The organism is Streptomyces sp. NPDC041205 (genome assembly GCF_055591765.1).
Map to the genome: position 1 here is coordinate 146004 of NZ_JBVIZH010000013.1, position 25043 is coordinate 171046.

A 25043-nucleotide genomic window follows, 5' to 3' on the forward strand; every position below is an offset into this window, starting at 1 on the left:
AGCCCCGGCCCCGTACCGGCACAGCCCGGCGCCCCGGCCCCGGACCGCGTACCGCCAAAGGCCGGAGCCCCCGCCCCGTGCCCGCACGGCCCACCCTGGCCAGCACGCCGCGTGAGGTGGCAGGATCGCGCCCATGTTCGCGGCCCTGCCCCACCTCAGCCGGCGCCGGGCCCTGCAGGCCTCGGCGGCGGCCCTTGTGGTGTTCGGGCTGCTTCTGTGGTGGCTGCTGCCGGTGGGCGAGAGTTCTCCGCAGGGGCGGATGACCTTCAGTACGGGAGTGAAGGGCGCTGTCTACGAGACGTACGGGAAGCTGCTGCGCAACGCCGCCGCCGACGACATGCCGGACGTCGACATCGACCTGCTCAACAGCCAGGGCTCGCAGCAGAACGTCGAGCGCGTCGCGACGGGCAAGGCCGACTTCACCATCGCGGCGGCCGACGCGGTGGAGAAGTACCGCCTGGAGGACCGGCCGGGGGCGGACCGGCTGCAGGGCTGCGCGCGGCTGTACGACGACTACGTACAGCTCGTCGTGCGGCGCTCGTCCAAGATCGAGGAGGCGCGGGACCTGCGCGGTCGGCGGGTCGCCGTGGGGCAGCCGCGCTCGGGCGTGCGGCTGATCGCCGACCGGGTGCTCAAGGCCGCGGGGCTGCGGCTCGACAAGGACATCAAGGCGCTGCCCGCCGGCATAGACACCGCCCCCGAGTTGCTGCGGAACGGCGACATCGACGCGTTCTTCTGGTCGGGCGGGCTGCCCACCAGCTCGGTGCGGGAGCTGTCAGAGGGTCTCGCCATCCGCCTCGTACCGCTCGGTGACCTCGTCGACGCGCTGCACAAGCAGGGCGGCGCGTCCCGCTACTACCGCGCCGCCACCATGCCGGCCGACGCCTACCCGCAGGCCCAGCAGAGCGCGTCCGTGCCGACGCTGGCCGTGGCGAACCTCCTGGTGACCACCGACCGGGCCGACCCGGAGCTGACGGAGGGGCTGACCCGGACCGTCATCGACAGCCGGGACCACATCGGCGCGCAGGTGCACGCGGCCCAACTGGTGGACCTGCGCACCGCCCTGTACACCGACCCCCTCACCCTGCACGAGGGCGCGCGGCGCTACTACCGCTCGGTCAAGCCCTGAGGCACCGCTCGGCCGAACCCGACAAACCCTGAGAGACCGCTCGGCCGAACCCGAGCGGCCCCCGGCCTACTTCCGGGCCGACCCCTCCGGCGCCTGCCGCGGAACGCCGACCGTCACCTTCAGGCCCTGGGGTTCATGGCGTTCGTACGCCATGGTGCCGCCGCCGGACGCGAGCAGGGCCCGTGAGATCGACAGGCCGAGGCCCGAGCCCTTGACGTTCTGGTGGCGGTTGCTGCGCCAGAAGCGGTCGCCGATGCGGGACAGTTCGTCGTCGGAGAGGCCCGGGCCGCCGTCCGTGATGACGATGGTGGTCCTGGAGTCGGCGGCGGCGACCCGCACCCGCACCTCCGCTCCCTCCGGTGTGAACTTCAGGGCGTTGTCGATCACCGCGTCCAGGGCGCTGGACAGGGCGATCGGGTCCGCCCAGCCGGTGGTCGCCGGGCACTCCCCGGCCAGCCGCACGCCCCGCTCCTCGGCCAGCGGCCGCCAGGCTGCGACGCGCTCGGCCGCCAGCTCGCCGATGTCGGTGAGCTGGAGATCCGCCGCCGCGTGTTCCGCGAGCGCCAGGTCGAGCAGGTCGTCGAGGACCTGCGCGAGGCGCTTGCCTTCGGTGCGCACCGAGGCGATCTCCTCGTTGCCCTCGGGCAGTTCGAGGGCCAGGAGCTCGATGCGGAGCAGCAGGGCGGACAGCGGGTTGCGCAGTTGGTGCGAGGCGTCGGCGACGAAGGCGCGCTGCTGCTCGAGGACGTCTTCGACGTTGTCCGCCATCTCGTTGAACGACCGGGCCAGGCGTCTTAGTTCCGGCGGACCGCCGGCGGCCGCGACGCGGGAGGCGAGGCGTCCGGTGGCGATGTCGTGGGTGGTGGCGTCCAGGACCCGCACGGGGCGCAGGACCCAGCCGGTGAGGCGGAGCGCGGCGCCGACCGCGAGGAGCATGGCCGCGGACTCTCCCGCGCCGATGAGCAGCCAGCCGTGCAGGGTCTTCGCGCGCATGCGTCCGGTGGGCGAGTCGGTGACGACGACGGCCACGACGTCGCCGTCGCGGATCACCGGTGAGGCGACGACGATCCGCCCGCCCTCGTTCCAGGGCCACACCTGGGGCGGGTTGTGGCTGCCACGGGAGCGCAGGGCCTCTTCGAAGGCGTCGCTCACGTCACCGCCGCCGGTGGGCAGGTACCAGTCGCCGGGGGCGTGCGCCATGGGGAAGCGGTCCCGGAAGAACACGCCCGCCTTGATGCCGTACACCTCGTGGTAGTAGTCGAGTTCCTTCTGCAGGGTCTCGCGCCGCTCGTCCTTGTCGCGCACCCGTGAGCCCGTGGGGCGCTGGGTGACGAACTGTGCGAGCGCGGCGAAGCGCGCCGTGTCGTCGATGCGGTCGACGACCACCTTCTGCTGCTGCGCCGACGCCACGCTGACCGCGAGCGGGAAGCCCAGGGCGAGCAGCACGCCGGCCATCAGGACGATGAGGAGCGGCAGGAGGCGGGCGCGCACCTGTGCCCGCTACGACGCCGGGGCGACGAGCCGGTAGCCGACTCCGCGCACGGTCTCGATCAGGGCGGGCATGTGCAGTTTGGCGCGCAGGGACGCCACGTGCACCTCCAGCGTGCGCCCCGTGCCCTCCCAGCTCGTGCGCCACACCTCGCTGATGATCTGCTCGCGCCGGAAGACGACTCCGGGGCGCTGTGCGAGCAGCGCGAGCAGGTCGAACTCCTTGCGGGTCAGCTGGACCACGTCGCCGTCCACGCTGACCTGCCGGGTGGGCAGTTCGATGCGGACGCTGCCGAGCCGCAGCTCGGTGTCGGCGGACTTCTTCGCGGCACCGGCCGAGGGGCGGCGGATGACGGCGTGGATGCGGGCGATGAGTTCCCCGGTGTCGTACGGCTTCACTACGTAGTCGTCGGCTCCGAGGTTGAGGCCGTGGATGCGGGAGCGGACGTCGGCGCGGGCGGTGACCATGATGACGGGGATGGAGGTGCGCTTGCGGATCTTGCCGCAGACCTCGTAGCCGTCCTGGTCGGGCAGGCCGAGATCGAGGAGTACGACTCCGAAGGGCGCCGCCTCGCCGGGCAGCAGGGCCTGCAGGGCCTCCTCGCCGCTGCGGGCGTGGGTGACGGCGAAGCCGTGCCGGGCCAGGACCGCGGACAGGGCGGCGGCCACGTGGTCGTCGTCCTCGACGAGCAGCAGTCTCATGCGGTCTCCCCCCAGCCCATCGGCCCTCCCCACTCGTTCATCGGTCGTTCCGTTCCCGCTCACGCGGCCCCGCATGTGTGTTCGCGGCCGCCGGGCACGCGCGCGTACGCGCGGTTTTCAAGCGGCATACGGGCGCACGAAAGCACCCAAGGCATCCACGCCGATGGATAAGGACCGCGTCAAGGCCCTTAGGGTCACGGACACGTTCCGTTATGCACCCGGTACGCAGCCGGGGCGCCCCCTTCACGCGGAGTGTCCGGTTGCGGCCGGATCGTTATGCTCAATTTCCCCTCAGATGTAATGACGCTGGTCGCACCGGGTTACTACTGTCCTCCCAACCCGAGGAGGATGGAGCAACAAGCCGTGACCGAAGTATCGGTGACCAAGGACGCCAAGCCCGCGGCGGACGACCTTGTCGTGCTGAAGGGTGTCAACAAGCACTTCGGCGCCCTGCACGTCCTCCAGGACATCGACCTGACCATCACCCGCGGCGAGGTCGTCGTCGTGATCGGTCCCTCCGGGTCGGGCAAGTCGACGCTGTGCCGCACCATCAACCGCCTGGAGACCATCGATTCGGGAGCGATCTCGATCGACGGCAAGCCGCTGCCCCAGGAGGGCAAGGAACTGGCCCGGCTCCGCGCGGACGTGGGCATGGTCTTCCAGTCCTTCAATCTCTTCGCGCACAAGACCGTGCTCGAGAACGTGATGCTGGGCCAGACCAAGGTGCGCAGGACGGCCAAGGCGGAGGCGGAGGAGAAGGCCCGCACCCTGCTGGACCGGGTGGGTGTCGGCTCCCAGGCCGACAAGTACCCGGCGCAGCTCTCCGGCGGCCAGCAGCAACGCGTCGCGATCGCCCGCGCGTTGGCGATGGGCCCCAAGGTGATGCTCTTCGACGAGCCCACCTCGGCCCTCGACCCCGAGATGATCAACGAGGTCCTCGAGGTCATGCAGCAGCTCGCCCGGGACGGCATGACCATGGTCGTCGTCACGCACGAGATGGGCTTCGCCCGGTCGGCGGCCAACCGTGTCGTCTTCATGGCGGACGGCCGCATCGTCGAAGAGGCCGTTCCGGACCAGTTCTTCAGCAATCCGCGCAGCGACCGCGCCAAGGACTTCCTGTCGAAGATCCTGCATCACTGACGCGCACCCGCGTGCGACCCGCCGGCGCGGCCTGTGCGCCGAGGACGCCGGGTATGCCACCTCGATGTCAGGACGCACCACAGCGTCTCCCCCAACCTCCGCCGAAACAAAGGATGTCCACCATGAAGGTTCGCAAGTCCGCCGCCGCGGCGGCGGTGATCGCCGCTCTCGCCCTGACCGCCACCGCCTGCGGCGGTGACTCCGGGACCGCCGGTGACAAGCCGAAGGGCGGCACCGGCGGCAAGGACCAGCCGAAGCTGCCCACGTACGCGGTCGCCAAGAACGTCAAGATCGACTCCCCGACCCTGAAGAAGGCGCAGAAGGACGGCGAGATCGTCTTCGGCGCCAAGAACGACCAGCCGTTCCTGGGCTTCGAGGACACCGACGGCAAGCGCTCCGGCTTCGACATCGAGATCGCCAAGATGGTGGCGGCGGACCTCGGCTTCCCCGCGGACAAGGTCAAGTTCGAGACGATCGACTCGAACGTGCGTGAGACGGCCATCTCCAAGGGCCAGGTCGACCTCTACGTAGGCACGTACACGATCAACGACGAGCGCAAGAAGCAGGTCGGGTTCGCCGGGCCGTACTTCATGGCCGGTGCCGACCTGCTCGTCCGCAAGGACGAGAAGGGCATCACGGGTCCGAAGTCCGTCAAGGGCAAGACGGTCTGCTCCATCAAGGGCTCGACGCCGCTGCAGGAGATCAAGAAGTCCAAGTACGGCGCCAAGACCGTCGAGCTGTCCAAGTACTCCGAGTGCGTTCAGCAGCTGCTGAACAAGGAGGTCGACGCCGTCACCACCGACGACGCGATCCTCAAGGGCTACGCCGCCCAGCGCCCGGAGAAGCTGAAGGTCGTCGGCGACCCCTTCACGAAGGAGCCGTACGGCGTCGGCATGAACAAGGACGACAAGGCCCTGCGGGACGCCGTCGCCGACGCTCTTGAGGCGCACCAGAAGAACGGTGACTACAAGAAGGCGTACGAGGCGACCCTCGGCCTGTCCGGATCCCCGTACCAGGAGCCCCCGGCCCTCGAGCGTTACTGATCTCTCCGTCCGTTCCACCGGCACTGAGCGTCGCGCCCTGTGGGTGCCGTCACGGCACGCGCAGGGCGCGGCAGCTCCGCCCGACAGCAGCCGCCGCTAGGACATCTCCGTGAATGTTTTGCTCGATCATCTCCCGGAATTCCGGGAGGGGTTCATAGGAACCATCCTGCTGACCCTGGCCAGCGGAGCCCTCGCGATGGTGCTGGGGATCGTGATCGCCGGGTTCCGCGTGTCTCCCGTGCCCCCGCTGCGCTTCTTCGGCGCGGCCTGGGTCACGCTCTTCCGGAACACCCCGCTCACGGTGCTCTTCCTCGTGGCGTGGTTCGTCGTTCCCGTGATCTTCATGCCGGGTCTCAGCCCCTGGACCAAGGCGCTGCTCGCACTCGGCTTCTACACCTCGGCGTTCGTCTGCGAGGCCATCAGGTCCGGCATCAACACTGTGCCCCTGGGCCAGGCGGAGGCAGCCCGCTCCATCGGCATGACGTTCTTCCAGACCCTGCGTCTGATCGTCCTGCCCCAGGCCACCCGCACGGTGATCCCGCCGCTCAGCTCGATCTTCATCGCCCTGACGAAGAACTCCGCCATCGCGGGTGCGTTCAGCGTGACGGAGCTGTTCGGCGTGCAGAAGCTGCTCAGCGACAAGGGCTTCGACATCGCCTGGATCTTCCTCTGGGTGGCCCTCGGCTACCTGATCATCACCTTCACCATCAGCGGTCTCTTCCGGCTGCTTGAGCGCCGCTTGGGGGTCGCGCGATGAGTGCGAGCGTCCTGTACGACGCGCCGGGACCGAAGGCCCGTCTGCGCAACCGCATCTACACGGTCGTCGGCTCGCTCGCCGTGCTCGGCCTGATCGTCTTCGCGGTCTTCCGACTGCACGACAAGGGCCAGCTGGAGCCCGAGGTCTGGGACATCTTCAACAACGCGGGCGTGCGGAACAAGATCCGCGACGGCCTGGTGAGCACCCTCAAGGTGTTCGCCCTGGCGGGGGTCCTCTCGCTCCTCCTCGGCCTGCTGCTCTCCGTCGGCCGGCTCTCGGACCACCGGGCGATCCGCTGGTTCGCCACGGGCTTCATCGAGCTGTTTCGCGCCGTCCCGCTGCTGATCACCATCTACGCGCTGTGGGTGCTGATCCTCACCTACCAGAACAACCTGGGTGTGATCGGCGAGAACAGCTCCTTCTGGGCCCTGGTCATCGGCCTCACCGTGTACAACGGCTGCGTCCAGGCCGAGGTGTTCCGCGCGGGCGTCAACGCCGTGCCCCGTGGTCAGGTCGAGGCCGGGTACGCGCTCGGCCTGCGCAAGTCGCAGGTCATGATCACCCTCCAGATGCCCCAGGCGATCCGCGCCATGCTGCCGACGGTCATCAGCCAGTTGGTGGTGACGTTGAAGGACACGTCCCTCGGCTACATCATCACGTACGACGAACTGCTCTTCGCCGCCCGCACGATGGCGAACAACATCATCGTCAACGGCGAGAACCCGATCACCCCCGTGGTGATCGTCGTCGGCGCCATCTACATCGTGATGTGCCTGGCCCTCTCGTCCCTCGCCACGTGGATCGAGCGGCGCGGCAGGCGGGCGAAGACGGGCATCAAGGTGGCGGCGGCCGCAGAGCCCGCCGAGGCCCCGCAGGTGCTCGACAAGCCCGTGTCGCCTGTCGTCCCGCCGACGGCGGACGGTGCGGCCGCGGCTGACGGCGGTGCCACCGAGCCGCCGGAGGACACCCCGCCTCCGGACTTCAAGAAGTAACGCGTTCGCGCACGCACACCGCGATGGCCCGCCGGAACACCGGCGGGCCATCGTCGTTCCGGTGCCCCGCCCAGTCTCCCGAAGGGGTGTGCCCCGAGCGTCCGCTTGACGGGGTGCCATGCAGTCTGTTGCATACGTTCTGTGATCGTGCACCGGGCTCCAACTGCCATTTCCTGTACGTACGTCCAGCGCCCCCGGACCGTCCTGGCAGGAGGCCGCGCGCCGTGGACCCGGTGATCGTCGTCGGCGCGGGTCCCGTCGGCCTCACCCTCGCCCTGGCCCTCGCACGTCACTCCGTGCCCACCGTCGTCCTCGACGAAGGGCCCGGCAAGGACGAGCAGCGGCCCGCGCGGACCGCCGTCCTGCGCGAGGACACCACGGCGCTCGTCGAACGGCTCGCCGGGCACTCGTTCGGCGACGTGGAGACCGGCGCGCGCTGGACCGGATGGCGTTCGATGCGCCGCAAGCAGGTGATGCGGGAGCTCACGTTCAGTGACGAGCTGCCCTCTCCGCTGCACGTCCCGCAGCACGAGCTGACCGGCGCGCTGCGGGCCGCCATCGCCGACGAACGCCTCGTCAAGGTCGCCGTGGAGAGCAAGCTCGACGCCCTGGAGCAGGATGCCTCCGGGCTCACCGCCCACACGCGCGGACTCAAGGACACCTGGTGGCGTGGCAGTTATCTGGTGGGGTGCGACGGGCCCCGTTCGACCGTGCGCAAGCTGCTCGACGTCCGCTTCCCGGGGCGCACGGCGGTGGAGCGGCACGCGGTCGCCGCGCTGCGCACGGAACTTCCGTGGCCCGGCCAGGCGTTGTTGCATCGGAGCCCCCCTTGGCGCGGTGGCGGTGCCGAGGTGACGGGACGTCCGCTGGCCGACGGCGCGTGGCGGATCGACTGGCTCCTGCCGCCGCGCGGCGAGCTGGTGACACCCGACGTCCTCGTGACCCGCATCCGCGAGACGCTCGCCGGCTGGTGCGGCGGCGCCACCCCGGCGTACGAACTGCTCGACACCGGCGTCCACACCGTCCACCACCGCCTCGCCCGCCGGTGGCGCGTCGGCCGCGCCTTCCTGGCCGGGGACGCCGCGCACCTCCTCGGCGCGCTCGGCACCCACGGCCTGGACGAGGGCCTGCGCGACGCGGACAACCTCGCCTGGAAGCTCGCCCTGGCCTGGCACCACGGCCCGCGCGACACACTGCTCGACAGCTATCAGGCCGAGCGCCGGGGCGCCGTCTCAGCGCGTCTGCGCGCCGCCGACCAGGCGCTGCCCGCGCTGCGCGGAGGCAAGGGCCTGCGGGCATACGTCCCCGGGACCGCGCGCGGGCAGGACGCCCTGCTCATGGACGGCCATGTGGGCAACGGACAGCTGGGCGGGCCCGGCAGGTACACCGACTCGCCGCTGGCTCCGGAGAGTTCGGACTCCGTCGTGGCGGTGGACACGGAACCGGGCAGTCCGGTCATCGACGTGGGCGTGACCGCGCCCGACGGCACCTTCGTGCGGCTGCGGGACCGGCTCGGCCGCGGCCATCTGCTCGTCGTGCTCGTCGCGCCGGGCACCGTCGTGTGGGAGCGGCGGCACTGGGTGACGGCCGGGATCATGCCCCGGCTCGCCGCCGCGGTCACCGCGCTCCCCCATCCCGCCGAACTCCTCGTCGCGGAGGGCTACCCGGGCGCCCCGGCGCACTCCGTCCTTCTCGTACGCCCCGACGGCCATCTGGTCACCGCGCTCAGCGGGGTGCGTCCGGCGGAGCTGTACGCGGCGGCTGAGGCGGCGCTGGGCGAGGGTGCGGGAGGTCGGGCTTCGGGAGGTCGGGCTCCCGGGGGGCGGAATTCGGGCGGTCGGGGCGGGGCGGACGGGAGCAGTGCGGGCGAGGGCGATGCGGGCGGGGGTGGTGCGGGCGAAGGCGATGTGGATTCCCGTTCCGCTTCCGCTTCCGGCGAGGTGTCCGGCACTTCGCCCGAGCACCTGTCCGACTCCGCGTCCAGCGCCCCCTCCCGTGCCCCGTCCAACGCTCCGACCAGCGGAAAGCACGACCCCAAGAAGCCCGGTGGCTCATCCTGAGACGACCGACCGACCGGATGCTGAACATGAGTTGACCGTCTCCCGGTCGCATGGTCTACTCCCGACCATGACCGACACCGCTGTTCGCCTGTGGCGGAGGGTCCATATGGACCTCGTCCGCTACGCGGGCTGCGTGTGTCAGCCGTCCTGCTGAATTCGCCATTTCCCTTTTCCGCGCATGCCGTACGCCGGTGTGCGCTTCCGCGAACTCACTGGACGGACCCCATGTCTGCCTCCGTACCGGCCTCTGCTCCCGTACCCGCCGCGCTGCACACGACGGCCCGGCCGACGGCCAAGCCCACCTCGGCCGAGCTCCTCGACTTCGTGCGTCGCGCCGCGGCCGACACCGACCTCATCGCCTCGCTGCCCCTGGACGCGCAGGGCCGCACCTGGGTCCGCCTCGAAGGCCCCCAGGGCAGCGAGGCCTGGCTGATCGGCTGGCCGCCCCGCACCGGCACCGGCTGGCACGACCACGCCGAGTCGGTCGGCGCGTTCACCACCGCGGCGGGCACCCTCAAGGAGAACTCGCTCGCCGCCCGCCTGCCCACCGACGGCTGGAAGACCCTGGAACTCACCGAGGGCGTCGACCGCGAACGCCGGCTCGCCACCGGACAGGGCCGGGCCTTCGGCCGCAACCACGTGCACGAGGTGCTCAACGAGTCCACTGACCAGCACGCCATCTCCGTGCACGCCTACTACCCCCCGCTCCCCCAGATCCGCCGCTACAGCCGCACCGGCGCCGTGCTGCGCCTCGAGCACGTCGAGCGTCCGGAGGACTGGCAGTGAGCGCGGGCCTGGAAGTGAACGGCGTCCCCGGAGTCCCCGCGGAGCAGCATCCCTCCGGAGAACCTCAATCCCCTGTAGGCATCGACGAGTTGCTGGAGCGGGTACGGCGCGGACTCGACCGGGTCACCCCTGAGCAGGCGTACGAGATCGCGGACTCGGGCGGGCTGCTCGTCGACACCCGGTACGCGGAACTGCGCGAGCGGGACGGTCTGATCCCCGGCGCCCTCGTCGTCGAGCGCAACGAACTGGAGTGGCGCCTGGACCCCCAGGGCAGCCACCGCGCAGCCGAGGCCACCAGCCATGAGCTGCGGGTCGTGGTGTTCTGCAACGAGGGCTACGCGTCGAGCCTCGCGGCCGCCTCCCTGCGGCAGTTGGGGCTGCGGCACGCGACGGACCTCATCGGCGGATTTCAGGCGTGGAAGGCGGCGGGGCTGCCGGTCGAGTAGACCGCGAGCGGTCGGGTGAGACCGGGTACCGGTCGGGGAGGTCGAGCATGCCGAGCAGGCCGAGTAAGGGGCGTCCGCCATTGCATACCGCCCCTTACTCCTTGGCCAGCCAGCTAGCTCGCTCCTCCCCCTCGCCCCTCACCCGCCCTCACTCCCTGGCCGTCGCGAGCGTGACGGGGCGCGGCTTCAGGGCCGCCCGGCCGGGCAGTGCCGTCGCCGTCGGGGCTAGCAGTCCGGCGATGCCGACCACGGCCGCGAGGACGAGGAGCAGGACGGTCGGGCGCCGCGGTGCCGGTCATGCCGACGCTGAAGCCGGTCAGGACGGCGAGGGCGATGCCGCTGCCGCTGCCGAGCACGGTCGCGAGGAGCAGGACGGCGAGCGCCTCGGTGCGCAGCATCCGCAGGGTCCCGCGGCACGATGCGGCTGACAGTGGCCGAACAAGGCACTGCCCTCACCGAGCGCGGCGTCGTCGTCAGTGGTGCTCTCGTCCTGAGCCATGCGTACACACTCGCCTGTGCACAGATTCCTGTGCACTGAGGCGACCAGGCATGTTCAAGCTGGGGACAACTCCACCTTTCGACCGGGTCCCAGGTCAGTACGCCTCGTACCCCAGGTCCTCCGTGTCTTCCCCCTCTTCCTCCAGCGCCTGTCGCACGACCCGGAGCGCCAGGCCTTCCGCGTACCCCTTGCGGGCGAGCATGCCGGCGAGGCGGCGGAGTCTCTTGTCCCGGTCGAGGCCTCGAGTGGAGCGGAGCTTGCGGGCGACCAGCTCGCGGGCAGTGGCTTCTTCCTGGTCCGCGTCCAGTTGCCCGACGGCCTCGTCGATCACGGCCGAGTCCACGCCCTTGGTGCGCAGCTCCCGCGCGAGCGCCCGCCGCGCCAGGCCCCGGCCGTGGTGCCGGGACTCGACCCAGGCGTCCGCGAAGGCCTCGTCGTTGATGAGGCCGACCTCTTCGAAGCGGGACAGCACTTCCTCCGCCACGTCGTCGGGGATCTCCCGCTTGCGCAACGCGTCGGCGAGCTGTTTGCGCGTGCGCGGGGTCCCGGTGAGCAGGCGCAGGCAGATGGCCCGTGCCCGCTCAGCCGGGTCCCCCGTGGGCGGTTCCCCGTCCTCGGCCCTCGACGAGGACGGGGAACCGCTGTCCTGTTGGCCGAAGCCGCCGCGCCGCCGACGGCCACCGGCCCGACCGCCCCTGCCGCCACGACCGCCGCCGTGCGGGCCGCCGCTCTCGTCGTCGTCCGGGAGTCCCGGGGCGACACCGGCCGGGGCGCGGCCGTCCGGGCCGACGGTCTCGGGGCGGCTGCGCCCCGCGGGGTCGGCACGGTCCGCCCAGTCGGTTCGTCGCGTCATGGCCTAGCTCTTGGCCGCCGCGGCCTTGGACTTGGTGGCCTTGACCGCGGGGGCGGGCACGGTCTTGGCGGCGTCCTCCTCCGTGGGGGCCGCGCCGACCGCGGCGTCCGCGCCCGGCTCCGCCGGGGTCTCCGGGCGCACGCCGACGCCCAGCTTCTCCTTGATCTTCTTCTCGATCTCGTTGGCGAGGTCGGGGTTGTCCTTGAGGAAGTTGCGGGCGTTCTCCTTGCCCTGGCCGAGCTGGTCGCCCTCGTACGTGTACCAGGCACCGGCCTTGCGGACGAAGCCGTGTTCCACGCCCATGTCGATCAGGCCGCCCTCGCGGCTGATGCCCTGGCCGTAGAGGATGTCGAACTCGGCCTGCTTGAAGGGCGGCGCGACCTTGTTCTTGACGACCTTGACGCGGGTGCGGTTGCCCACCGCGTCCGTGCCGTCCTTGAGGGTCTCGATGCGGCGGATGTCCATGCGCACCGAGGCGTAGAACTTCAGGGCCCGGCCACCGGTCGTGGTCTCCGGGGAGCCGAACATCACACCGATCTTCTCGCGAAGCTGGTTGATGAAGATCGCGGTGGTCTTGGACTGGTTGAGCGCGCTGGTGATCTTCCGGAGCGCCTGGCTCATCAGGCGGGCCTGCAGACCCACGTGCGAGTCGCCCATCTCGCCCTCGATCTCCGCGCGCGGCACCAGGGCGGCGACGGAGTCGATGACGATCAGGTCGAGGGCACCGGAGCGGACGAGCATGTCGACGATCTCGAGGGCCTGCTCGCCGTTGTCCGGCTGGGACAGGATGAGGTTGTCGATGTCCACGCCGAGCTTCTTGGCGTACTCCGGGTCGAGGGCGTGCTCGGCGTCCACGAAGGCCACCGCGCCACCGGCCCGCTGGGCGTTGGCCACGGCGTGCAGGGTGAGGGTCGTCTTACCGGAGGACTCGGGGCCGTACACCTCCACCACGCGGCCGCGGGGGATGCCGCCGACGCCGAGGGCGACGTCGAGTGCGGTCGACCCGGTGGGGATGACCTCGATGGGCTCGTTCGGCCGCTCGCCCATGCGCATCACTGCGCCCTTGCCGAATTGCCGTTCAATCTGTGCGAGCGCGGCGTCGAGCGCCTTCTCGCGGTCGGTTCCTGCCATGGGTTCCACCCGATTTGCTTGAGTCGATCGCTTCACGTCAAAGACGCTAACGCCTGCCACTGACAATGCGCCCCGACGCCCGCCCGGCCTGTGGATAACTCCGGGCGATCCGCCCTCCTCGAGCCACCGGCGCGGCCCGGGGATCCCCCCGTGAACCCCCGGGAACGCGCCACCAGAACCCCTATATGAATGGATGTTCGATTTTACTGTCAAGCGCACCACGCGGGGGCCTGCCAGTGAGCTTCAGCTCGGGCGACCTTCACCGAGCTTCATCTCGGCAGACCTTCGGCGAAGCCGCCCGACCAGTCCAACCGACCCCACAGGTCCATCGACCCTCCAGAGCTTCAGGAGCCCCTCCCACTTGACATGCAGCCAATAGGCTGCCCATTATGAAAAGGCAACCACTTGGCTGCATGACTGGGGGTGGCGGAACCATGGACGCGGTGTTCAAGGCACTGGCCGATCCCAGTCGTCGGCGGCTGCTGGACCGGCTCCGGGACCGCAATGGACAGACCCTGCGGGAGCTGTGCGCGGGACTGGACATGGCCCGGCAGTCGGTCAGCAAGCACCTGGCCGTGCTGGAGGCGGCCGAGCTGGTGACCACGGTGCGGCAGGGGCGGGAGAAGCTGCACTACTTGAACGCCGCTCCGATCAACGCCATCGCGGAGCGATGGATCAGCCAATTCGACCGCGAGCGGGTCAACGCGCTCGCGGACCTGAAGAGAGCACTGGAGCAACCTCCCATGGACAGCAAGACCTTCGTCTACACGACCTACATCCGCACCACTCCCGAGCGGCTCTGGCAGGCCCTGACCGACCCGGCCTTCACCAACCGCTACTGGGGCATCGGCTTCCGGACCGACTGGGCCAAGGGATCCCCCATGGCCTGGAACCAGGTCGGCGGCAGCGTCACCGAGGACCCCGAGCAGGTCGTCCTCGCCCACGAGCCCCACAGCAAGCTGTCCTACACCTGGCACACCTTCACCACGGAGTGGGCCGAGGCCAACGGCATCAGCGAGGAGACCCGCGCCCAGCTGGCCGAGGAGCGCCGTTCCCAGGTCACCTTCGACCTCGAGCCGCACGGCGATCAGGTCAAGCTGACCGTCACCCACGAATTCGACCCGGCCGGCGTCCTGCACTCGATGTGCAGCCAGGGCTGGCCGGCCATCCTCTCCAGCCTGAAGAGCCTGCTGGAGACGGGCGAACCGCTCGCCGACGCGCACAAGGGCTGACTCCGTAGCCGACGGCACCGGCAGGAAGGTGGCCGCCGTCGACTCGGCGACACCATCAGCCCGGCGACGACACCGGACGCGACGCCCAACACCCCTCCCGCAGCTCCTGGGAGGGCTGTCGGCAGCCTGTCGGCGATGACGACGAACCATCGCCGGAGTGTCGGCGGCGGCTGCGACGGTGAACGCGTCGATGTCGCCCTCAAGAGCGGCACCCGAGCGCAAGGAGCCTGCTTCCGCCGTGTCGTCGCCGCCCCAAGAACCCCAGGAACCGCAGAAACCCCGAGCACCCCACGACTCCCCGATCACCCCGGAACCCCCGCTCCAGCCCTGGAACGTCCATGACCTGCCGCCCGTCCCGGAGCGGACCTTCCTGATCACCGGAGGCAACGCAGGCATCGGCTACTTCGTGGCGGAGCAGCTCGCCGCGACCGGAGCCCGGATCGTGCTCGGCAGCCGGGACCCCCGGAAGGCCGAGGCCGCCATGGCCTCGATCCGCTCGTACGTCCCCGGGGCCCGCCTGCACCACCTGCCGCTGGACCTCGCCGAACCGGCATCCCTGAAGGCCGCCGTGGACACAGGAGAACTCGACCGCCTGGACGCGGTGGTCCACAACGCCGGGATCGCGCTCGACGATCCACCGCGTCGCGAGACCCGGGACGGCCACGAGCTCATGTTCGCCACGAACCACCTCGGCCACTTCGCGCTGACCAGGTGGCTCGCACCGCTCCTCGCCGCGGCACCGGCGGGCCGTGTCGTGACGGTCGGCAGCTTCGCGGCCCGGTCCGAGCGCCTTGACCTGGACGATCTGCAGTGCGCCCACGACTACCGGCCCAAGCGCGCCTACGGCCGCTCGAAGCTGGCGCAGATGTCCTTCGGCTTCGAGCTCGACCGCCGCCTGCGTGCCGTCGGCAGCTCGGTACGCAGTGTGGTGGCCCATCCCGGGGGCGCGCTGGACGCCCTCACGCCCTCCCGGCCACCGGTGCACACCCGGAGTTTCGGGGAGCGGCTGCGCGGCCTGCCCGCCGGGCTGCTGGTCCAGGGCAAGGACGCGGGAGCGTGGCCCCTCGTACGGGCCGTCCTCGATCCGGACGTACGAGGGGGGCAGCTGTGGGGGCCGAGCGTCTTCGGCCTGCGCGGCAGGCCCCGCCTTGAGCACGTACCGGCGCACATGGCCGACCCCGCCGTCGCGGCCCGGCTGTGGGCCGCCAGCTGCGAGCTGGTGGGCGTCGACCCGGGCCTCGGCCTGACGTAGCCGCGCTCCGCTAGCGCGGACCGGGCGGCGGCTCGTCCCCGGGCCCCGACACCAAGCGCCGCACGCGCGCGAGGAGAGGCGATCCGCCGCGGCGACGGTGCCCGTGCACGCGTGGGTCGTCCATGACGTCATACCGCTTCACATACGCCCCCAGGAAGGCCTGCAGCGTCGCGACCGCAGGGATGGCGATCAGGGCCCCGACCGCGCCGAGGAGCGCCGTGCCCGCGATGACCGACCCGAAGGCGACCGCCGGGTGGATGTCGACGCTCTTAGCGGTGAGTTTGGGCTGCAGGACGTAGTTCTCGAACTGCTGGTAGATCACGACGAAGATCAGCACCCACAGCGCGTACCAGGGGTCCACGGTGAAGGCGATCAGCATCGGCAGGGCGCCCGCGAGGTACGTGCCGATCGTCGGGATGAACTGCGAGACCAGGCCGACCCACACCGCGAGCACGGGGGCGTAGGGCACTTCGAGGACCTGCAGCAGGATGTAGTGCGCGATCCCGGAGATCAGCGCCATCAGACCGCGGGAGTAGAGATAGCCGCCGGTCTTGTTGACCGCGATCTCCCAGGCGCGCAGCACCTCGGCCTGCTTGGCGGGCGGCAGCACGGAGCACAGCGCGCGCCGCAGCCGCGGCCCGTCGGCGGCGAAGTAGAACGAGAACAGCAGGATCGTCAGAAGCTGGAAGAGGCCGCCGAGCACCTGCGCGGAGACGTCCAGGACGCCGCTCGCGCTGTTCTGCACGTACTTCCGCAGCCAGTCGGAGTGGATGAGGCTGTCCTGGACCTCGACCCGGGACAGGTCCGTGTCGAAGGTCATGTTGATCCAGCGGATGACCTTGTCCAGATAGTCGGGGAAGTCCTCGACCATGTCGACGATCTGGCCCGCGAGCATTGATCCCATCATGGTGATGAAGCCCGCACTCGCGATCATGACGCCCAGGAAGACGATGGCCGTGGCCAGGCCCCTGCGCAGCCCGCGGGCCGCCATCCAGCTCACGGCGGGCTCGACGGCGAGTGCCAGGAAGAACGCGATCAAGATATTGATCAACAGTCCGGTGAGCTGGTGGAAGGCCCAGCTGCCGAGCTGGAAACAGGCGACCAGAGCGAGCGCGAGCACCATGGCGCGCGGCAGCCAGCGCGGCATGCCGGTGCCACGGGCCTGCTCCGCCGAGGGGGGCTGGGCGGGCGGGGTGGTGCCGGGCGGTGCTGCCTCGGGGGTGATCTGTGCGGTCTCGTCTGTGGGTGCCACCGTGCCAGTCTCACCCACGCCACGACCATTCGGCCGCCGCCCCCGGATTTCATGGCCCTACGCGCGCGTGGAGTACGTCACCGCGCACGTAGAACGCACGCCCCCGCGACAGAGCTGCCCCGTGTCAGCGGTTTTCAGCCGGTACGTTCATGGCCGAGCACACCGCCCGCCACACGTCCTTCGCCTCCCAGCCCGCGTCCAGTGCCTGGTGCACCGTGCGCCCGCCGAGCTCCGTCATCACGTGATCGCGCGCGAAGGTCTCGGCGTACCCCGCGCCGAAGTGAGCCGCCATCCGCTGCCAGAAGACCGTCAACCGCATGCCTCCAGTATCGCGCCCCTGAGAGTGCAGCCCCGCACAGAGGGCTTCCCCGAGCCGCGTTCCGCCCTACCTTCGGAACATGGCCGAAAACGGAGCGTCCCCGCACGCCGCTTCCTCCCCGTCGCCGTCCTCCCCGCTGCGCCGCGCCGAGCAGTTCATCTGGCTCACCGCGCGCGTGCTCGAACAGCGACGGTTCGCGTACCACTTCCTGGACGGCGGCACCGGGAGCGCCGATGCGGTGGAGACAGCGCTGGCCGCGTACGGCAACGAGGACGGCGGGTACGGCCACGCGCTGGAACCCGACCTGCGCGGGCCCGTCAGCCAGCCGCTGCACACCGGGCACGCGCTGCGCGTCCTGGACTCCATCCAGCGCTGCGGCGGCATGCGCGTGGAGCGGGTGTGCCGCTATCTGACCGCGGTGTCGACACCGGACGGCGCGCTCCCGGCGATCCATCCCAGCCAGCGCGGCTACCCCTCGGCGCCGTTCGTGCCCGTGGTGACCGACCCGCCCAGCGAACTGCTCGCCACCGGGCCGGTGGTGGGCCTGCTGCACCGCAACGAGGTGTGGCACGCCTGGCTGTTCCGGGCCACCGACTTCTGCTGGCAGACCGTGGAGACCCTGGAGAAGTCGCATCCGTACGAGATCCAGGCCGCCGTCGTCTTCCTCGACGGCGCGCCCGACCGCCCGCGCGCGGAGGCGGCCGCCGACCGGCTGGGCCGACTGGTCCGCGAGCAGCGCCTCGCGGTCCTCGACCCGGATCACGCCGACACCAACCCGGTCGCCCCGGGGTACGGCCCCGGGGAGCACCACTTCGCGTACGACTTCGCCAAGGCGCCGGAGTCGCTGGCCCGCGCGTGGTTCACGGATGAGGAGATGGCGCGCTCCCTGGACTTCCTCGCGAACGAGCAACAAGAGGACGGCGGTTGGCCGATCCGGTGGCGGCAGTGGGCACCCGGCACGTCCCTTGAGTGCCGTCCGATCGTCACGGTGGAGGCGCTGCGGACGCTGCGGGCGTACGGGCGGCCCATCAGCTGACGGACCGCCCGAGCGCACTGCGCGGTTCGCTGCCCGGGCCCGCCGCGGCTCACCCCGCCAGGGCCCGCGCGCCCGCCGTGACGACGACGGCCGCCCCGATGACCACCAGGAAGGGCGCGCGCAACAGCAGCGCCAGGGCGGCTGCCGCCAGGCCTGCCGCCTTGGCGTCGAGCACGAGCACCCGGCCGTCGGCGAAGGCCTGCTGGGCCGTGAGGGCGGCGAGCAGCGCCACCGGCAGCAGGGCGGCCGTGCGCTGGACGAGCGGTCGTTCCAGGGTGCCCGCGGGCACGAGCAGGCCCGCGAGCTTGACGGCGTAGCAGCCGACGACGGTCACGGCGATGGCGATCCAGATGTTCAACGGTCTTTCCCTTGCGTGCTGTCGGGCGGTGTCTGCTGTGCTCGCTGTGCTTTGCGGCCCTCTACGTAGAGGACGGCAGGGACAGCGAGGGCAGCCGCGAGGACCGGCACCCCCGAAGGCAGCACCGGCAGCAGTCCGAGCCCCAGAAGGACGGCGACGGCCGCGACCGCCCGTTGCGTCGTGGTCCGCACCATCGGCGCGAGCAGCGCGAGGAACACGGCGGGACCTGCGGCGTCGAGCCCCCAGGTGGCGGTGTCCCCGATGGCCTCCGCCCCGAGGGCACCCAGGAACGTGGAGAGGTTCCACAGGAGGTAGAGGCTGACTCCGGTGACGACGAAACCGATCCGTGCCGCGCGCCGCCCCTGCTGCGCCAGCGAGACGGCCGTCGTCTCGTCGATCACCATGTGCGCGGCGAGCGGGCGCACCGCGCGCGGGAGGGCGAGCAGTTGGGAGAGCCTGATCCCGTAGAAGGCGTTGCGCATGCTGAGGAAGACGGCGCCCACGGCGGCCGTGAACGGGCTCCCGCCCCCGGCGAGCGCGCCGACCAGGGCGAACTGGGAGGCGCCGGTGAAGGCCAGCAGACTCAGCACGCAGGTCTGGAGCACGGTGAGGCCGCTGCCGGCCGACGTCACCCCGAAGGCGAAGCCGGAGAGGCCTACGGCGATTCCGACGCCGAGGGCGTCGCGGACGACAGCGGAGTCGGGACGGGCCGCCGGACCGGGACCGGCGCTGTCCACGGGGACCGGAACCTCGGGGGCTCCTTCGGAGTACCCGGGTATGTCTGGGGATGATGTTCGCTCTGCCACCCCCCGGACGCTACGAGGGGCAGGTCAGGACGGTCTTGTACGTTCTTGCGCTCCCTCTGATAGGCGCCCGGGGGCACGCCGACGATCCGCGCGAAGTGCCGGTTCAGATGCGGCTGGTCGGTGAAGCCGACGGCGACGGCCGCCTCGGCGGGGCTCGTACCGGCGTCCAGGAGGTGGCGGGCGCGCCGCACGCGCGCGTCGGTGAGCCAGGCGTGCGGCGGCATGCCGTACGCGTCGCGGAAGGCCCGCAGCAGGGCGAAGGAGCTGACGCCGAGACCGGCGGCGAGGCGCTCCAGGCTCGGCGGGTCGACGAGCCGTTCCTCCAGGACGGCACGCGCGCGTGCCGCGACCCGCGCGCCCGCGGAGCGCACACTGCGCTGCGGCAGGTTGCCGCCGTTCGACCGCAGCAGCCGGGTGACGGCGACCCGCAGGAACGTGTCGGCGGCGAGCGCGTTGCCCTCCTCGGCGGCCCGCAGGACCCGGTGGACCAGGGCCACGGCGTACGGATCGTCGAGGACCGGCAGGACGAAGCCGGGCGCTCCCCGCAGGGTGGTCGTCTCCTTGGCGATGGCGGCGACCACGTCGGGGGCCGGGTAGACGGCCCCGTAGCGCCAGCCCTCGGGGGCTCCGGCGCGGCCGGTGTGCGGGGTGTCGGGGTTGATCAGGGCGATGCTTCCGGGTCCGGCGTGCCGGTCGGTGCCGGTGTGCTGGAACACGTCGACGCCCTCGCGGATCGCCGCCATCACGAAGTGCTCGTGGGTGTGGCGCGCGAACGTCTTGCGGACGTAGTGGGCGCGCAGCAGGTCGACGCCGGGCAGCTCGGCGTACGTCCAGTGCCGTGCCTGCTCCGCCGAACCAGCCATACCTCCATTCTGCGCCCCTTCCGCTCCTCGGCCGCAAGCCCTTTTTCGCAGGTCGGAGCCAATGTCAGTGGCGGGGTGCACGATGGGGTCATGGTCAGGTCCGCACGCAGTCACGACGATGCCCTCGACGGCTTCTCCCCCGCGACCCGCGGCTGGTTCACGGGGGCCTTCTCCGCGCCCACGTCCGCCCAGGCCGGGGCGTGGCGGGCGATCGCGGAGGGCTCGGACGTCTTGGTGGTCGCCCCGACGGGCTCCGGCAAGACCCTGGCCGCCTTCCTCGCCGCTCTGGACCAGCTGGCCTCGACCCCGCCCCCGGCCGACCCCAAGCAGCGCTGCCGCGTGCTGTACGTATCGCCGCTGAAGGCCCTCGCGGTCGACGTGGAGCGCAATCTGCGCAGCCCGCTCACGGGCATCCGCCAGGAGTCGGTGCGCCTCGGCCTGCCCGAGCCCGAGGTGCGCGTGGGCATCCGCTCCGGGGACACCCCTGCGGCCGAGCGCCGGGCCCTGGCCACGCGCCCGCCGGACATCCTGATCACGACGCCGGAGTCGCTGTTCCTGATGCTCACGTCGGCCACGCGGGACGCGCTCACGGGCATCGAGACGGTGATCCTGGACGAGGTGCACGCCGTCGCGGGCACCAAGCGCGGAGCTCACCTGGCGCTGTCCCTGGAGCGGCTCGACGCGCTCCTGAAGCGCCCCGCCCGCCGGATCGGCCTGTCGGCGACGGTCCGCCCCGCGGACGAGGTCGCCCGCTATCTGTCGCCGCAGCGCCGGGTGGAGATCGTCCAGTCGGAGTCGGGCAAGGAGTTCGACCTCTCCGTGGTGGTGCCGGTCGAGGACCTGGGGGAGCTGGGCGGCTCGCCGGCGGCGGACTCCGACCAGGGAGCGGAGCGCCCGTCGATCTGGCCGCACGTGGAGGAGCGCATCACCGACCTCGTGCAGGCGCACCGCTCGACGATCGTCTTCGCCAACTCCCGCCGCCTGGCGGAGCGCCTGTGCAACCGCCTCAACGAGATCGCCTACGAGCGCGCGACGGGCGAGGCCCTCCCGGACGACCACAGCCCGGCGGAGGTGATGGCGCAGTCCGGCGCCGCCCAGGGCGCGCCGCCCGTCCTCGCCCGCGCGCACCACGGCTCGGTCTCCAAGGAGCAGCGCGCCCAGGTCGAGGAGGACCTGAAGGCGGGCCGCCTGCCCGCGGTCGTCGCCACATCCAGCCTGGAGCTGGGCATCGACATGGGCGCGGTGGACCTGGTGGTGCAGGTGGAGTCGCCGCCCTCCGTGGCGTCCGGCCTGCAGCGGGTGGGCCGCGCGGGGCACCAGGTGGGCGCGGTCTCCACGGGTGTCGTCTTCCCTAAGTACCGCGGCGACCTGGTCCAGGCCGCGGTCGTCACGGAGCGGATGCGCACGGGCGCCATCGAGTCGCTGAGGGTCCCCGCCAACCCCCTGGACGTGCTGGCCCAGCAGTTGGTCGCGATGGTCGCTCTGGACAGCTGGCAGGTGGACGACCTGCTGGCCCTGGTGCGCCGTGCCGCGCCGTTCGCCTCGCTCCCGGAGTCGGCGTTCACCTCCGTGCTCGACATGCTCGCCGGCCGCTATCCGTCCGACGCGTTCGCGGAGCTGCGCCCGCGCGTGGTGTGGGACCGTGTCGCGGGCACGGTCACCGGACGGCCGGGCGCACAGCGCCTGGCGGTCACCTCCGGGGGGACGATTCCCGACCGCGGCCTGTTCGGGGTCTTCCTCGCGGGCGCCGACCCGAAGCAGGGCGGCGGCCGCGTAGGCGAGCTCGACGAGGAGATGGTCTACGAATCCCGTGTGGGCGACGTCTTCACTCTCGGGACGAGTTCCTGGCGCATCGAGGACATCACGCGCGACCGCGTCCTGGTCTCCCCCGCGCCCGGCGTCCCCGGAAGGCTGCCGTTCTGGAAGGGCGACCAGCTGGGCCGCCCGCTCGAACTGGGCCGCGCCCTGGGCGCGTTCCTCCGGGAGATCGGCTCGCTGCCCGAGGCCGACGCGCGCGACCGGCTCCTCGCGGCGGGCCTCGACACCTGGGCCGCGGACAACGTCCTGACGTACCTCACCGAGCAGCGCGAGGCGTGCGGCCACATCCCGGACGACCGCACGATCGTGGTGGAGCGCTTCCGCGACGAGCTGGGCGACTGGCGCGTGGTGGTGCACTCCCCGTTCGGCGCCCAGGTGCACGCCCCCTGGGCCCTGGCCCTCGGCGCCCGCCTCACCGAGCGGTACGGCATGGACGCCCAGGTCATGCACGCCGACGACGGCATCGTGCTGCGCCTGCCCGACGCCGACCTGATGGGCCTCGATCTGCTCGACCAGGACCCGGCAGACCTCGGCACGACCGTGGACTCGACGCTCGACCCGGAGAAGGCACCCGTGGGCGCGGGAGACGTGGCCTTCGACAAGGGCGAGGTCGGCCAGATCGTCACCGACCAGGTGGGCGGCTCGGCGCTGTTCGCCTCCCGCTTCCGCGAGTGCGCCGCCCGCGCGCTGCTGCTGCCGCGCCGCAGCCCCGGCAAGCGCACGCCCCTGTGGCAGCAGCGCCAGCGCGCCGCCCAGCTCCTGGAGGTCACCAGCGAGTTCGGTTCCTTCCCGATCGTCCTGGAGGCGGTCAGGGAATGCCTCCAGGACGTCTTCGACGTACCGGGCCTGACGGAGCTGATGGGCGACATCGAGTCCCGCCGCGTCCGCCTCGTCGAGGTCACCACCCCGGAGCCGTCCCCCTTCGCCCGCTCCCTCCTGTTCGGGTACGTGGCGCAGTTCCTGTACGAGGGCGACTCACCGCTCGCCGAGCGCCGCGCCGCCGCCCTGTCCCTGGACTCCCGCCTCCTGGCGGAGCTGCTCGGCCAGGCGGAGCTGCGCGAGCTCCTCGACGCGGACGTCCTCGCGACCCTGGAGCAGGAGCTCCAGTGGCTCACCGACGACCGCCGCGTCAAGGACGCCGAAGGCGTGGCCGACCTGCTGCGTCTCCTCGGCCCGCTCACGGACGCCGAGCTGGCCGAGCGGGGCGCGGAGCCCGTGTGGGCCGAGGAGCTGGCGGGCGCCCGCCGGGCCATCCGGGTCCGCGTCGGCGGGGCCGACCACTGGGCGGCGATCGAGGACGCGGGCCGCCTGCGGGACGCACTCGGCACGGCGCTGCCGGTCGGCATCCCGGAGGCCTTCACCGAACCCGTCAAGGACCCCCTGGGCGACCTTCTCGCGCGCTACGCCCGCACGCACGGCCCGTTCACGTCCGCCGCGGCCGCCGCCCGCTTCGGCCTGGGCGCGGCGGTCACGGACGGAGCCCTGCAGCGCCTCGCGGCGAACGGCCGTGTCGTACAGGGCGAGTTCCACCCCGCGGGCATCGGCCAGGAGTGGTGCGACGCCACTGTCCTGCGCCGTCTGCGCCGCCGCTCGCTGGCCGCCCTGCGGCACGAACTGGAACCGGTGCCACCGGCCGCCCTCGCCCAGTTCCTGCCCCAGTGGCAGCACTTGAGCGGGCACGGGCTTCGCGGTGTCGACGGTCTGGTGCGCGCCATCGAGCAGCTCCAGGGCGCGTCGGTCCCGGCGTCCGCCCTGGAGAAGCTCGTCCTGCCCTCCCGGGTCACGGGGTACGCCCCCGCGATGCTCGACGAGCTGACGGCGGCCGGGGAGGTGGTCTGGGCGGGCGCCGGAGCACTCCCGGGCAAGGACGGCTGGATCAGCCTCTACTTGGCGGACGCGGCCCCTCTCCTGCTCCCGCCGCCGCACCCCCTGGAGCTGACCGCGCTCCACCAGTCCGTCCTGGACACCCTCTCCGGGGGCTACGGCCTGTTCTTCCGGCAGATCGCCGACCAGATCCGCGCGACCACCCACCCGGACGCCTCCGATCCCCAACTGGCCGACGCCGTCTGGGACCTGGCATGGTCGGGCCGCCTCACCAACGACACGCTCGCCCCGATGCGCTCCCTCCTCGGGTCGGGGCGCACCGCCGGTTCCACGGCCCACCGCGCGAAGCGCAGTGTCCCGCGCGGGCGGTACGGCTCGCTGACGGCCGCGGCCCGCCCCACTTCCCGCACGGGTCCGCCCACGGTCGCGGGCCGCTGGTCCCTGCTGCCCGCCCGTGAGCCCGACCCGACGCTGCGGGCCCACGCCCTGGCCCGCACGCTCCTCGACCGGCACGGTGTGGTGACCCGCGGGGCGGTCGGGGCCGAAGGCGTCGAGGGCGGCTTCTCAGCGGTGTACCGCGTCCTGTCGGCCTTCGAGGACAACGGCCAGACCCGGCGGGGATACGTGGTGGAGGGGCTCGGGGCCGCGCAGTTCGCGATGGACGGCGCGGTGGACCGGCTGCGGGCCGGGGCCAACGCCCGTGAGCGCGGGGACGGTTCCCGGCCGTCCGACGCCCAAGCCGTCGTCCTGGCCGCCGCCGACCCGGCCAACGCCTACGGCGCCGCCCTGCCCTGGCCCGAGCCACCGGCCGAGGCCGGCCACAAGCCCGGCCGGAAGGCGGGGTCGCTGGTGGTCCTGGTGGACGGCGAGTTGACCCTGTACATGGAGCGCGGCGGCAAGTCGCTGCTCGCGTGGTCCACCAGCACGGACGGCTCCGCCCCGTCGGAGGACCCCCGCCTGCCCGCGGCCGCCTCGGCGTTGGCGTCCGCGGCGAAGGCGGGCACACTCGGCACGGTAACCGTGGAACGCATCAACGGCTCCCCCGCCCTGACGTCCCCCTTGTCCCTCCTCCTGGAAAACTCAGGCTTCCACGCGACCCCCCGCGGCCTCCGAATCCGCCCCTAACCCCCACCACAGCCACCACCGGCCTGGGGCCGTACCCCTACCCCCTCCCTGCACATCACAGCCACCTTCGACCTGGGTCCGTACCCCTCCCCCACATCAAGGGCACCGTCGGCCTGGGCTGCGCCCACCCTC

The 25043-nt window shown here is 71.7% G+C and carries 23 protein-coding genes; 13 read left to right on the top strand and 10 right to left on the bottom strand.

Annotation, left to right across the window (positions count from 1 at the left end; genetic code table 11):
- The first annotated feature begins 133 nt into the window (after positions 1–133).
- On the top strand, positions 134–1129 hold the full coding sequence (locus ACZ6BG_RS36335) for a TAXI family TRAP transporter solute-binding subunit (protein ID WP_469009853.1): 996 nt from the start codon (positions 134–136) through the stop codon (positions 1127–1129).
- A gap of 66 nt (positions 1130–1195) precedes the next feature.
- Here ACZ6BG_RS36335 and ACZ6BG_RS36340 read toward each other — a convergent pair whose 3' ends face one another.
- Positions 1196–2620 carry a sensor histidine kinase gene (locus ACZ6BG_RS36340; RefSeq protein ID WP_469009855.1) on the bottom strand — a complete coding sequence of 475 codons (1425 nt, stop codon included), beginning with the start codon at positions 2618–2620 and terminating at the stop codon, positions 1196–1198.
- A 9-nt stretch (positions 2621–2629) separates the two neighbouring features.
- Positions 2630–3319, bottom strand: coding sequence for a response regulator transcription factor (locus tag ACZ6BG_RS36345; protein ID WP_030362834.1), 690 nt, complete (start codon positions 3317–3319; stop codon positions 2630–2632).
- A gap of 363 nt (positions 3320–3682) precedes the next feature.
- Here ACZ6BG_RS36345 and ACZ6BG_RS36350 point away from each other — a divergent pair, with 363 nt between their 5' ends.
- From ACZ6BG_RS36350 to ACZ6BG_RS36385, 8 genes are all read left to right on the top strand, one after another.
- The gene (locus ACZ6BG_RS36350) at positions 3683–4459 is read left to right on the top strand and encodes an amino acid ABC transporter ATP-binding protein (protein WP_469009862.1); all 777 of its coding nucleotides are present in this window, start codon (positions 3683–3685) and stop codon (positions 4457–4459) included.
- A gap of 122 nt (positions 4460–4581) precedes the next feature.
- Entirely contained in the window at positions 4582–5502 is a 921-nt protein-coding gene (locus tag ACZ6BG_RS36355; RefSeq protein ID WP_469009865.1) for a glutamate ABC transporter substrate-binding protein, read from the top strand.
- 109 nt (positions 5503–5611) lie between these two features.
- A complete protein-coding gene (locus ACZ6BG_RS36360; protein WP_190119349.1) occupies positions 5612–6259 on the top strand; it encodes an amino acid ABC transporter permease in 648 nt (215 codons plus the stop codon).
- On the top strand, positions 6256–7251 hold the full coding sequence (locus ACZ6BG_RS36365) for an amino acid ABC transporter permease (protein WP_469009870.1): 996 nt from the start codon (positions 6256–6258) through the stop codon (positions 7249–7251). Before ACZ6BG_RS36360 ends, ACZ6BG_RS36365 begins: the two co-directional genes overlap by 4 nt.
- 224 nt (positions 7252–7475) lie before the next feature.
- The gene (locus ACZ6BG_RS36370; RefSeq protein WP_469009874.1) at positions 7476–9311 is read left to right on the top strand and encodes an FAD-dependent monooxygenase; all 1836 of its coding nucleotides are present in this window, start codon (positions 7476–7478) and stop codon (positions 9309–9311) included.
- Between the two features lie 67 nt (positions 9312–9378).
- The gene (locus ACZ6BG_RS36375; protein WP_361832679.1) at positions 9379–9465 is read left to right on the top strand and encodes a putative leader peptide; all 87 of its coding nucleotides are present in this window, start codon (positions 9379–9381) and stop codon (positions 9463–9465) included.
- Between the two features lie 71 nt (positions 9466–9536).
- Entirely contained in the window at positions 9537–10097 is a 561-nt protein-coding gene (locus ACZ6BG_RS36380) for a cupin domain-containing protein (protein WP_469009877.1), read from the top strand.
- Between the two features lie 14 nt (positions 10098–10111).
- Positions 10112–10543 (top strand): rhodanese-like domain-containing protein, encoded by a 432-nt coding sequence (locus ACZ6BG_RS36385; protein WP_469009961.1) that lies wholly within the window; start codon positions 10112–10114, stop codon positions 10541–10543.
- 113 nt (positions 10544–10656) lie between these two features.
- Here ACZ6BG_RS36385 and ACZ6BG_RS36390 read toward each other — a convergent pair whose 3' ends face one another.
- From ACZ6BG_RS36390 to recA, 3 genes are all read right to left on the bottom strand, one after another.
- The gene (locus ACZ6BG_RS36390) at positions 10657–10941 is read right to left on the bottom strand and encodes a hypothetical protein (protein ID WP_469009880.1); all 285 of its coding nucleotides are present in this window, start codon (positions 10939–10941) and stop codon (positions 10657–10659) included.
- A 195-nt stretch (positions 10942–11136) separates the two neighbouring features.
- On the bottom strand, positions 11137–11895 hold the full coding sequence (gene recX, locus ACZ6BG_RS36395) for a recombination regulator RecX (protein ID WP_469009884.1): 759 nt from the start codon (positions 11893–11895) through the stop codon (positions 11137–11139).
- Between the two features lie 3 nt (positions 11896–11898).
- Complete coding sequence (gene recA / locus ACZ6BG_RS36400) at positions 11899–13026, bottom strand: recombinase RecA (RefSeq protein ID WP_469009889.1); 1128 nt, start codon at positions 13024–13026, stop codon at positions 11899–11901.
- Positions 13027–13460: 434 nt separating this feature from the next.
- On the opposite strand from recA, the gene ACZ6BG_RS36405 reads away from it, so the two are divergent.
- Together ACZ6BG_RS36405 and ACZ6BG_RS36410 are read left to right on the top strand one after the other, a co-directional pair.
- On the top strand, positions 13461–14258 hold the full coding sequence (locus tag ACZ6BG_RS36405; RefSeq protein WP_469009893.1) for an ArsR/SmtB family transcription factor: 798 nt from the start codon (positions 13461–13463) through the stop codon (positions 14256–14258).
- Positions 14259–14559: 301 nt separating this feature from the next.
- The gene (locus ACZ6BG_RS36410; protein WP_469009964.1) at positions 14560–15510 is read left to right on the top strand and encodes an SDR family NAD(P)-dependent oxidoreductase; all 951 of its coding nucleotides are present in this window, start codon (positions 14560–14562) and stop codon (positions 15508–15510) included.
- Positions 15511–15520: 10 nt separating this feature from the next.
- Here the strand turns inward: ACZ6BG_RS36410 and ACZ6BG_RS36415 are convergent, their stop codons facing one another.
- Positions 15521–16762 carry an AI-2E family transporter gene (locus tag ACZ6BG_RS36415; RefSeq protein ID WP_469009897.1) on the bottom strand — a complete coding sequence of 414 codons (1242 nt, stop codon included), beginning with the start codon at positions 16760–16762 and terminating at the stop codon, positions 15521–15523.
- A gap of 124 nt (positions 16763–16886) precedes the next feature.
- Positions 16887–17081 (bottom strand): DUF3046 domain-containing protein, encoded by a 195-nt coding sequence (locus tag ACZ6BG_RS36420; RefSeq protein WP_030362849.1) that lies wholly within the window; start codon positions 17079–17081, stop codon positions 16887–16889.
- A gap of 79 nt (positions 17082–17160) precedes the next feature.
- Between ACZ6BG_RS36420 and ACZ6BG_RS36425 the strand changes: the two genes are divergently transcribed.
- On the top strand, positions 17161–18117 hold the full coding sequence (locus ACZ6BG_RS36425; RefSeq protein ID WP_469009903.1) for a hypothetical protein: 957 nt from the start codon (positions 17161–17163) through the stop codon (positions 18115–18117).
- 49 nt (positions 18118–18166) lie between these two features.
- Here the strand turns inward: ACZ6BG_RS36425 and ACZ6BG_RS36430 are convergent, their stop codons facing one another.
- From ACZ6BG_RS36430 to ACZ6BG_RS36440, 3 genes are read right to left on the bottom strand one after another with little or no spacing between them, the layout of a single operon-like run.
- Complete coding sequence (locus ACZ6BG_RS36430; protein ID WP_469009906.1) at positions 18167–18475, bottom strand: AzlD domain-containing protein; 309 nt, start codon at positions 18473–18475, stop codon at positions 18167–18169.
- Positions 18472–19212, bottom strand: coding sequence for an AzlC family ABC transporter permease (locus tag ACZ6BG_RS36435; RefSeq protein WP_469009910.1), 741 nt, complete (start codon positions 19210–19212; stop codon positions 18472–18474). Before ACZ6BG_RS36435 ends, ACZ6BG_RS36430 begins: the two co-directional genes overlap by 4 nt.
- Positions 19131–20144 carry an AraC family transcriptional regulator gene (locus tag ACZ6BG_RS36440; RefSeq protein WP_469009914.1) on the bottom strand — a complete coding sequence of 338 codons (1014 nt, stop codon included), beginning with the start codon at positions 20142–20144 and terminating at the stop codon, positions 19131–19133. Before ACZ6BG_RS36440 ends, ACZ6BG_RS36435 begins: the two co-directional genes overlap by 82 nt.
- Positions 20145–20234: 90 nt before the next feature.
- On the opposite strand from ACZ6BG_RS36440, the gene ACZ6BG_RS36445 reads away from it, so the two are divergent.
- On the top strand, positions 20235–24911 hold the full coding sequence (locus ACZ6BG_RS36445) for an ATP-dependent helicase (protein WP_469009918.1): 4677 nt from the start codon (positions 20235–20237) through the stop codon (positions 24909–24911).
- Positions 24912–25043 lie beyond the last annotated feature (132 nt).

Bases quoted from the DNA above. Each gene is read 5' to 3' on its own strand.
- ACZ6BG_RS36335 (WP_469009853.1), top strand. From the start codon at position 134: ATGTTCGCGGCCCTGCCCCACCTCAGCCGGCGCCGGGCCCTGCAGGCC.
- ACZ6BG_RS36345 (WP_030362834.1), bottom strand. From the start codon at position 3,319: ATGAGACTGCTGCTCGTCGAGGACGACGACCACGTGGCCGCCGCCCTG.
- ACZ6BG_RS36355 (WP_469009865.1), top strand. From the start codon at position 4,582: ATGAAGGTTCGCAAGTCCGCCGCCGCGGCGGCGGTGATCGCCGCTCTC.
- ACZ6BG_RS36365 (WP_469009870.1), top strand. From the start codon at position 6,256: ATGAGTGCGAGCGTCCTGTACGACGCGCCGGGACCGAAGGCCCGTCTG.
- ACZ6BG_RS36375 (WP_361832679.1), top strand. From the start codon at position 9,379: ATGACCGACACCGCTGTTCGCCTGTGGCGGAGGGTCCATATGGACCTC.
- ACZ6BG_RS36380 (WP_469009877.1), top strand. From the start codon at position 9,537: ATGTCTGCCTCCGTACCGGCCTCTGCTCCCGTACCCGCCGCGCTGCAC.
- ACZ6BG_RS36390 (WP_469009880.1), bottom strand. From the start codon at position 10,941: ATGCTGCGCACCGAGGCGCTCGCCGTCCTGCTCCTCGCGACCGTGCTC.
- recX (WP_469009884.1), bottom strand. From the start codon at position 11,895: ATGACGCGACGAACCGACTGGGCGGACCGTGCCGACCCCGCGGGGCGC.
- recA (WP_469009889.1), bottom strand. From the start codon at position 13,026: ATGGCAGGAACCGACCGCGAGAAGGCGCTCGACGCCGCGCTCGCACAG.
- ACZ6BG_RS36405 (WP_469009893.1), top strand. From the start codon at position 13,461: ATGGACGCGGTGTTCAAGGCACTGGCCGATCCCAGTCGTCGGCGGCTG.
- ACZ6BG_RS36420 (WP_030362849.1), bottom strand. From the start codon at position 17,081: ATGCGGTTGACGGTCTTCTGGCAGCGGATGGCGGCTCACTTCGGCGCG.
- ACZ6BG_RS36425 (WP_469009903.1), top strand. From the start codon at position 17,161: ATGGCCGAAAACGGAGCGTCCCCGCACGCCGCTTCCTCCCCGTCGCCG.
- ACZ6BG_RS36440 (WP_469009914.1), bottom strand. From the start codon at position 20,144: ATGGCTGGTTCGGCGGAGCAGGCACGGCACTGGACGTACGCCGAGCTG.
- ACZ6BG_RS36445 (WP_469009918.1), top strand. From the start codon at position 20,235: ATGGTCAGGTCCGCACGCAGTCACGACGATGCCCTCGACGGCTTCTCC.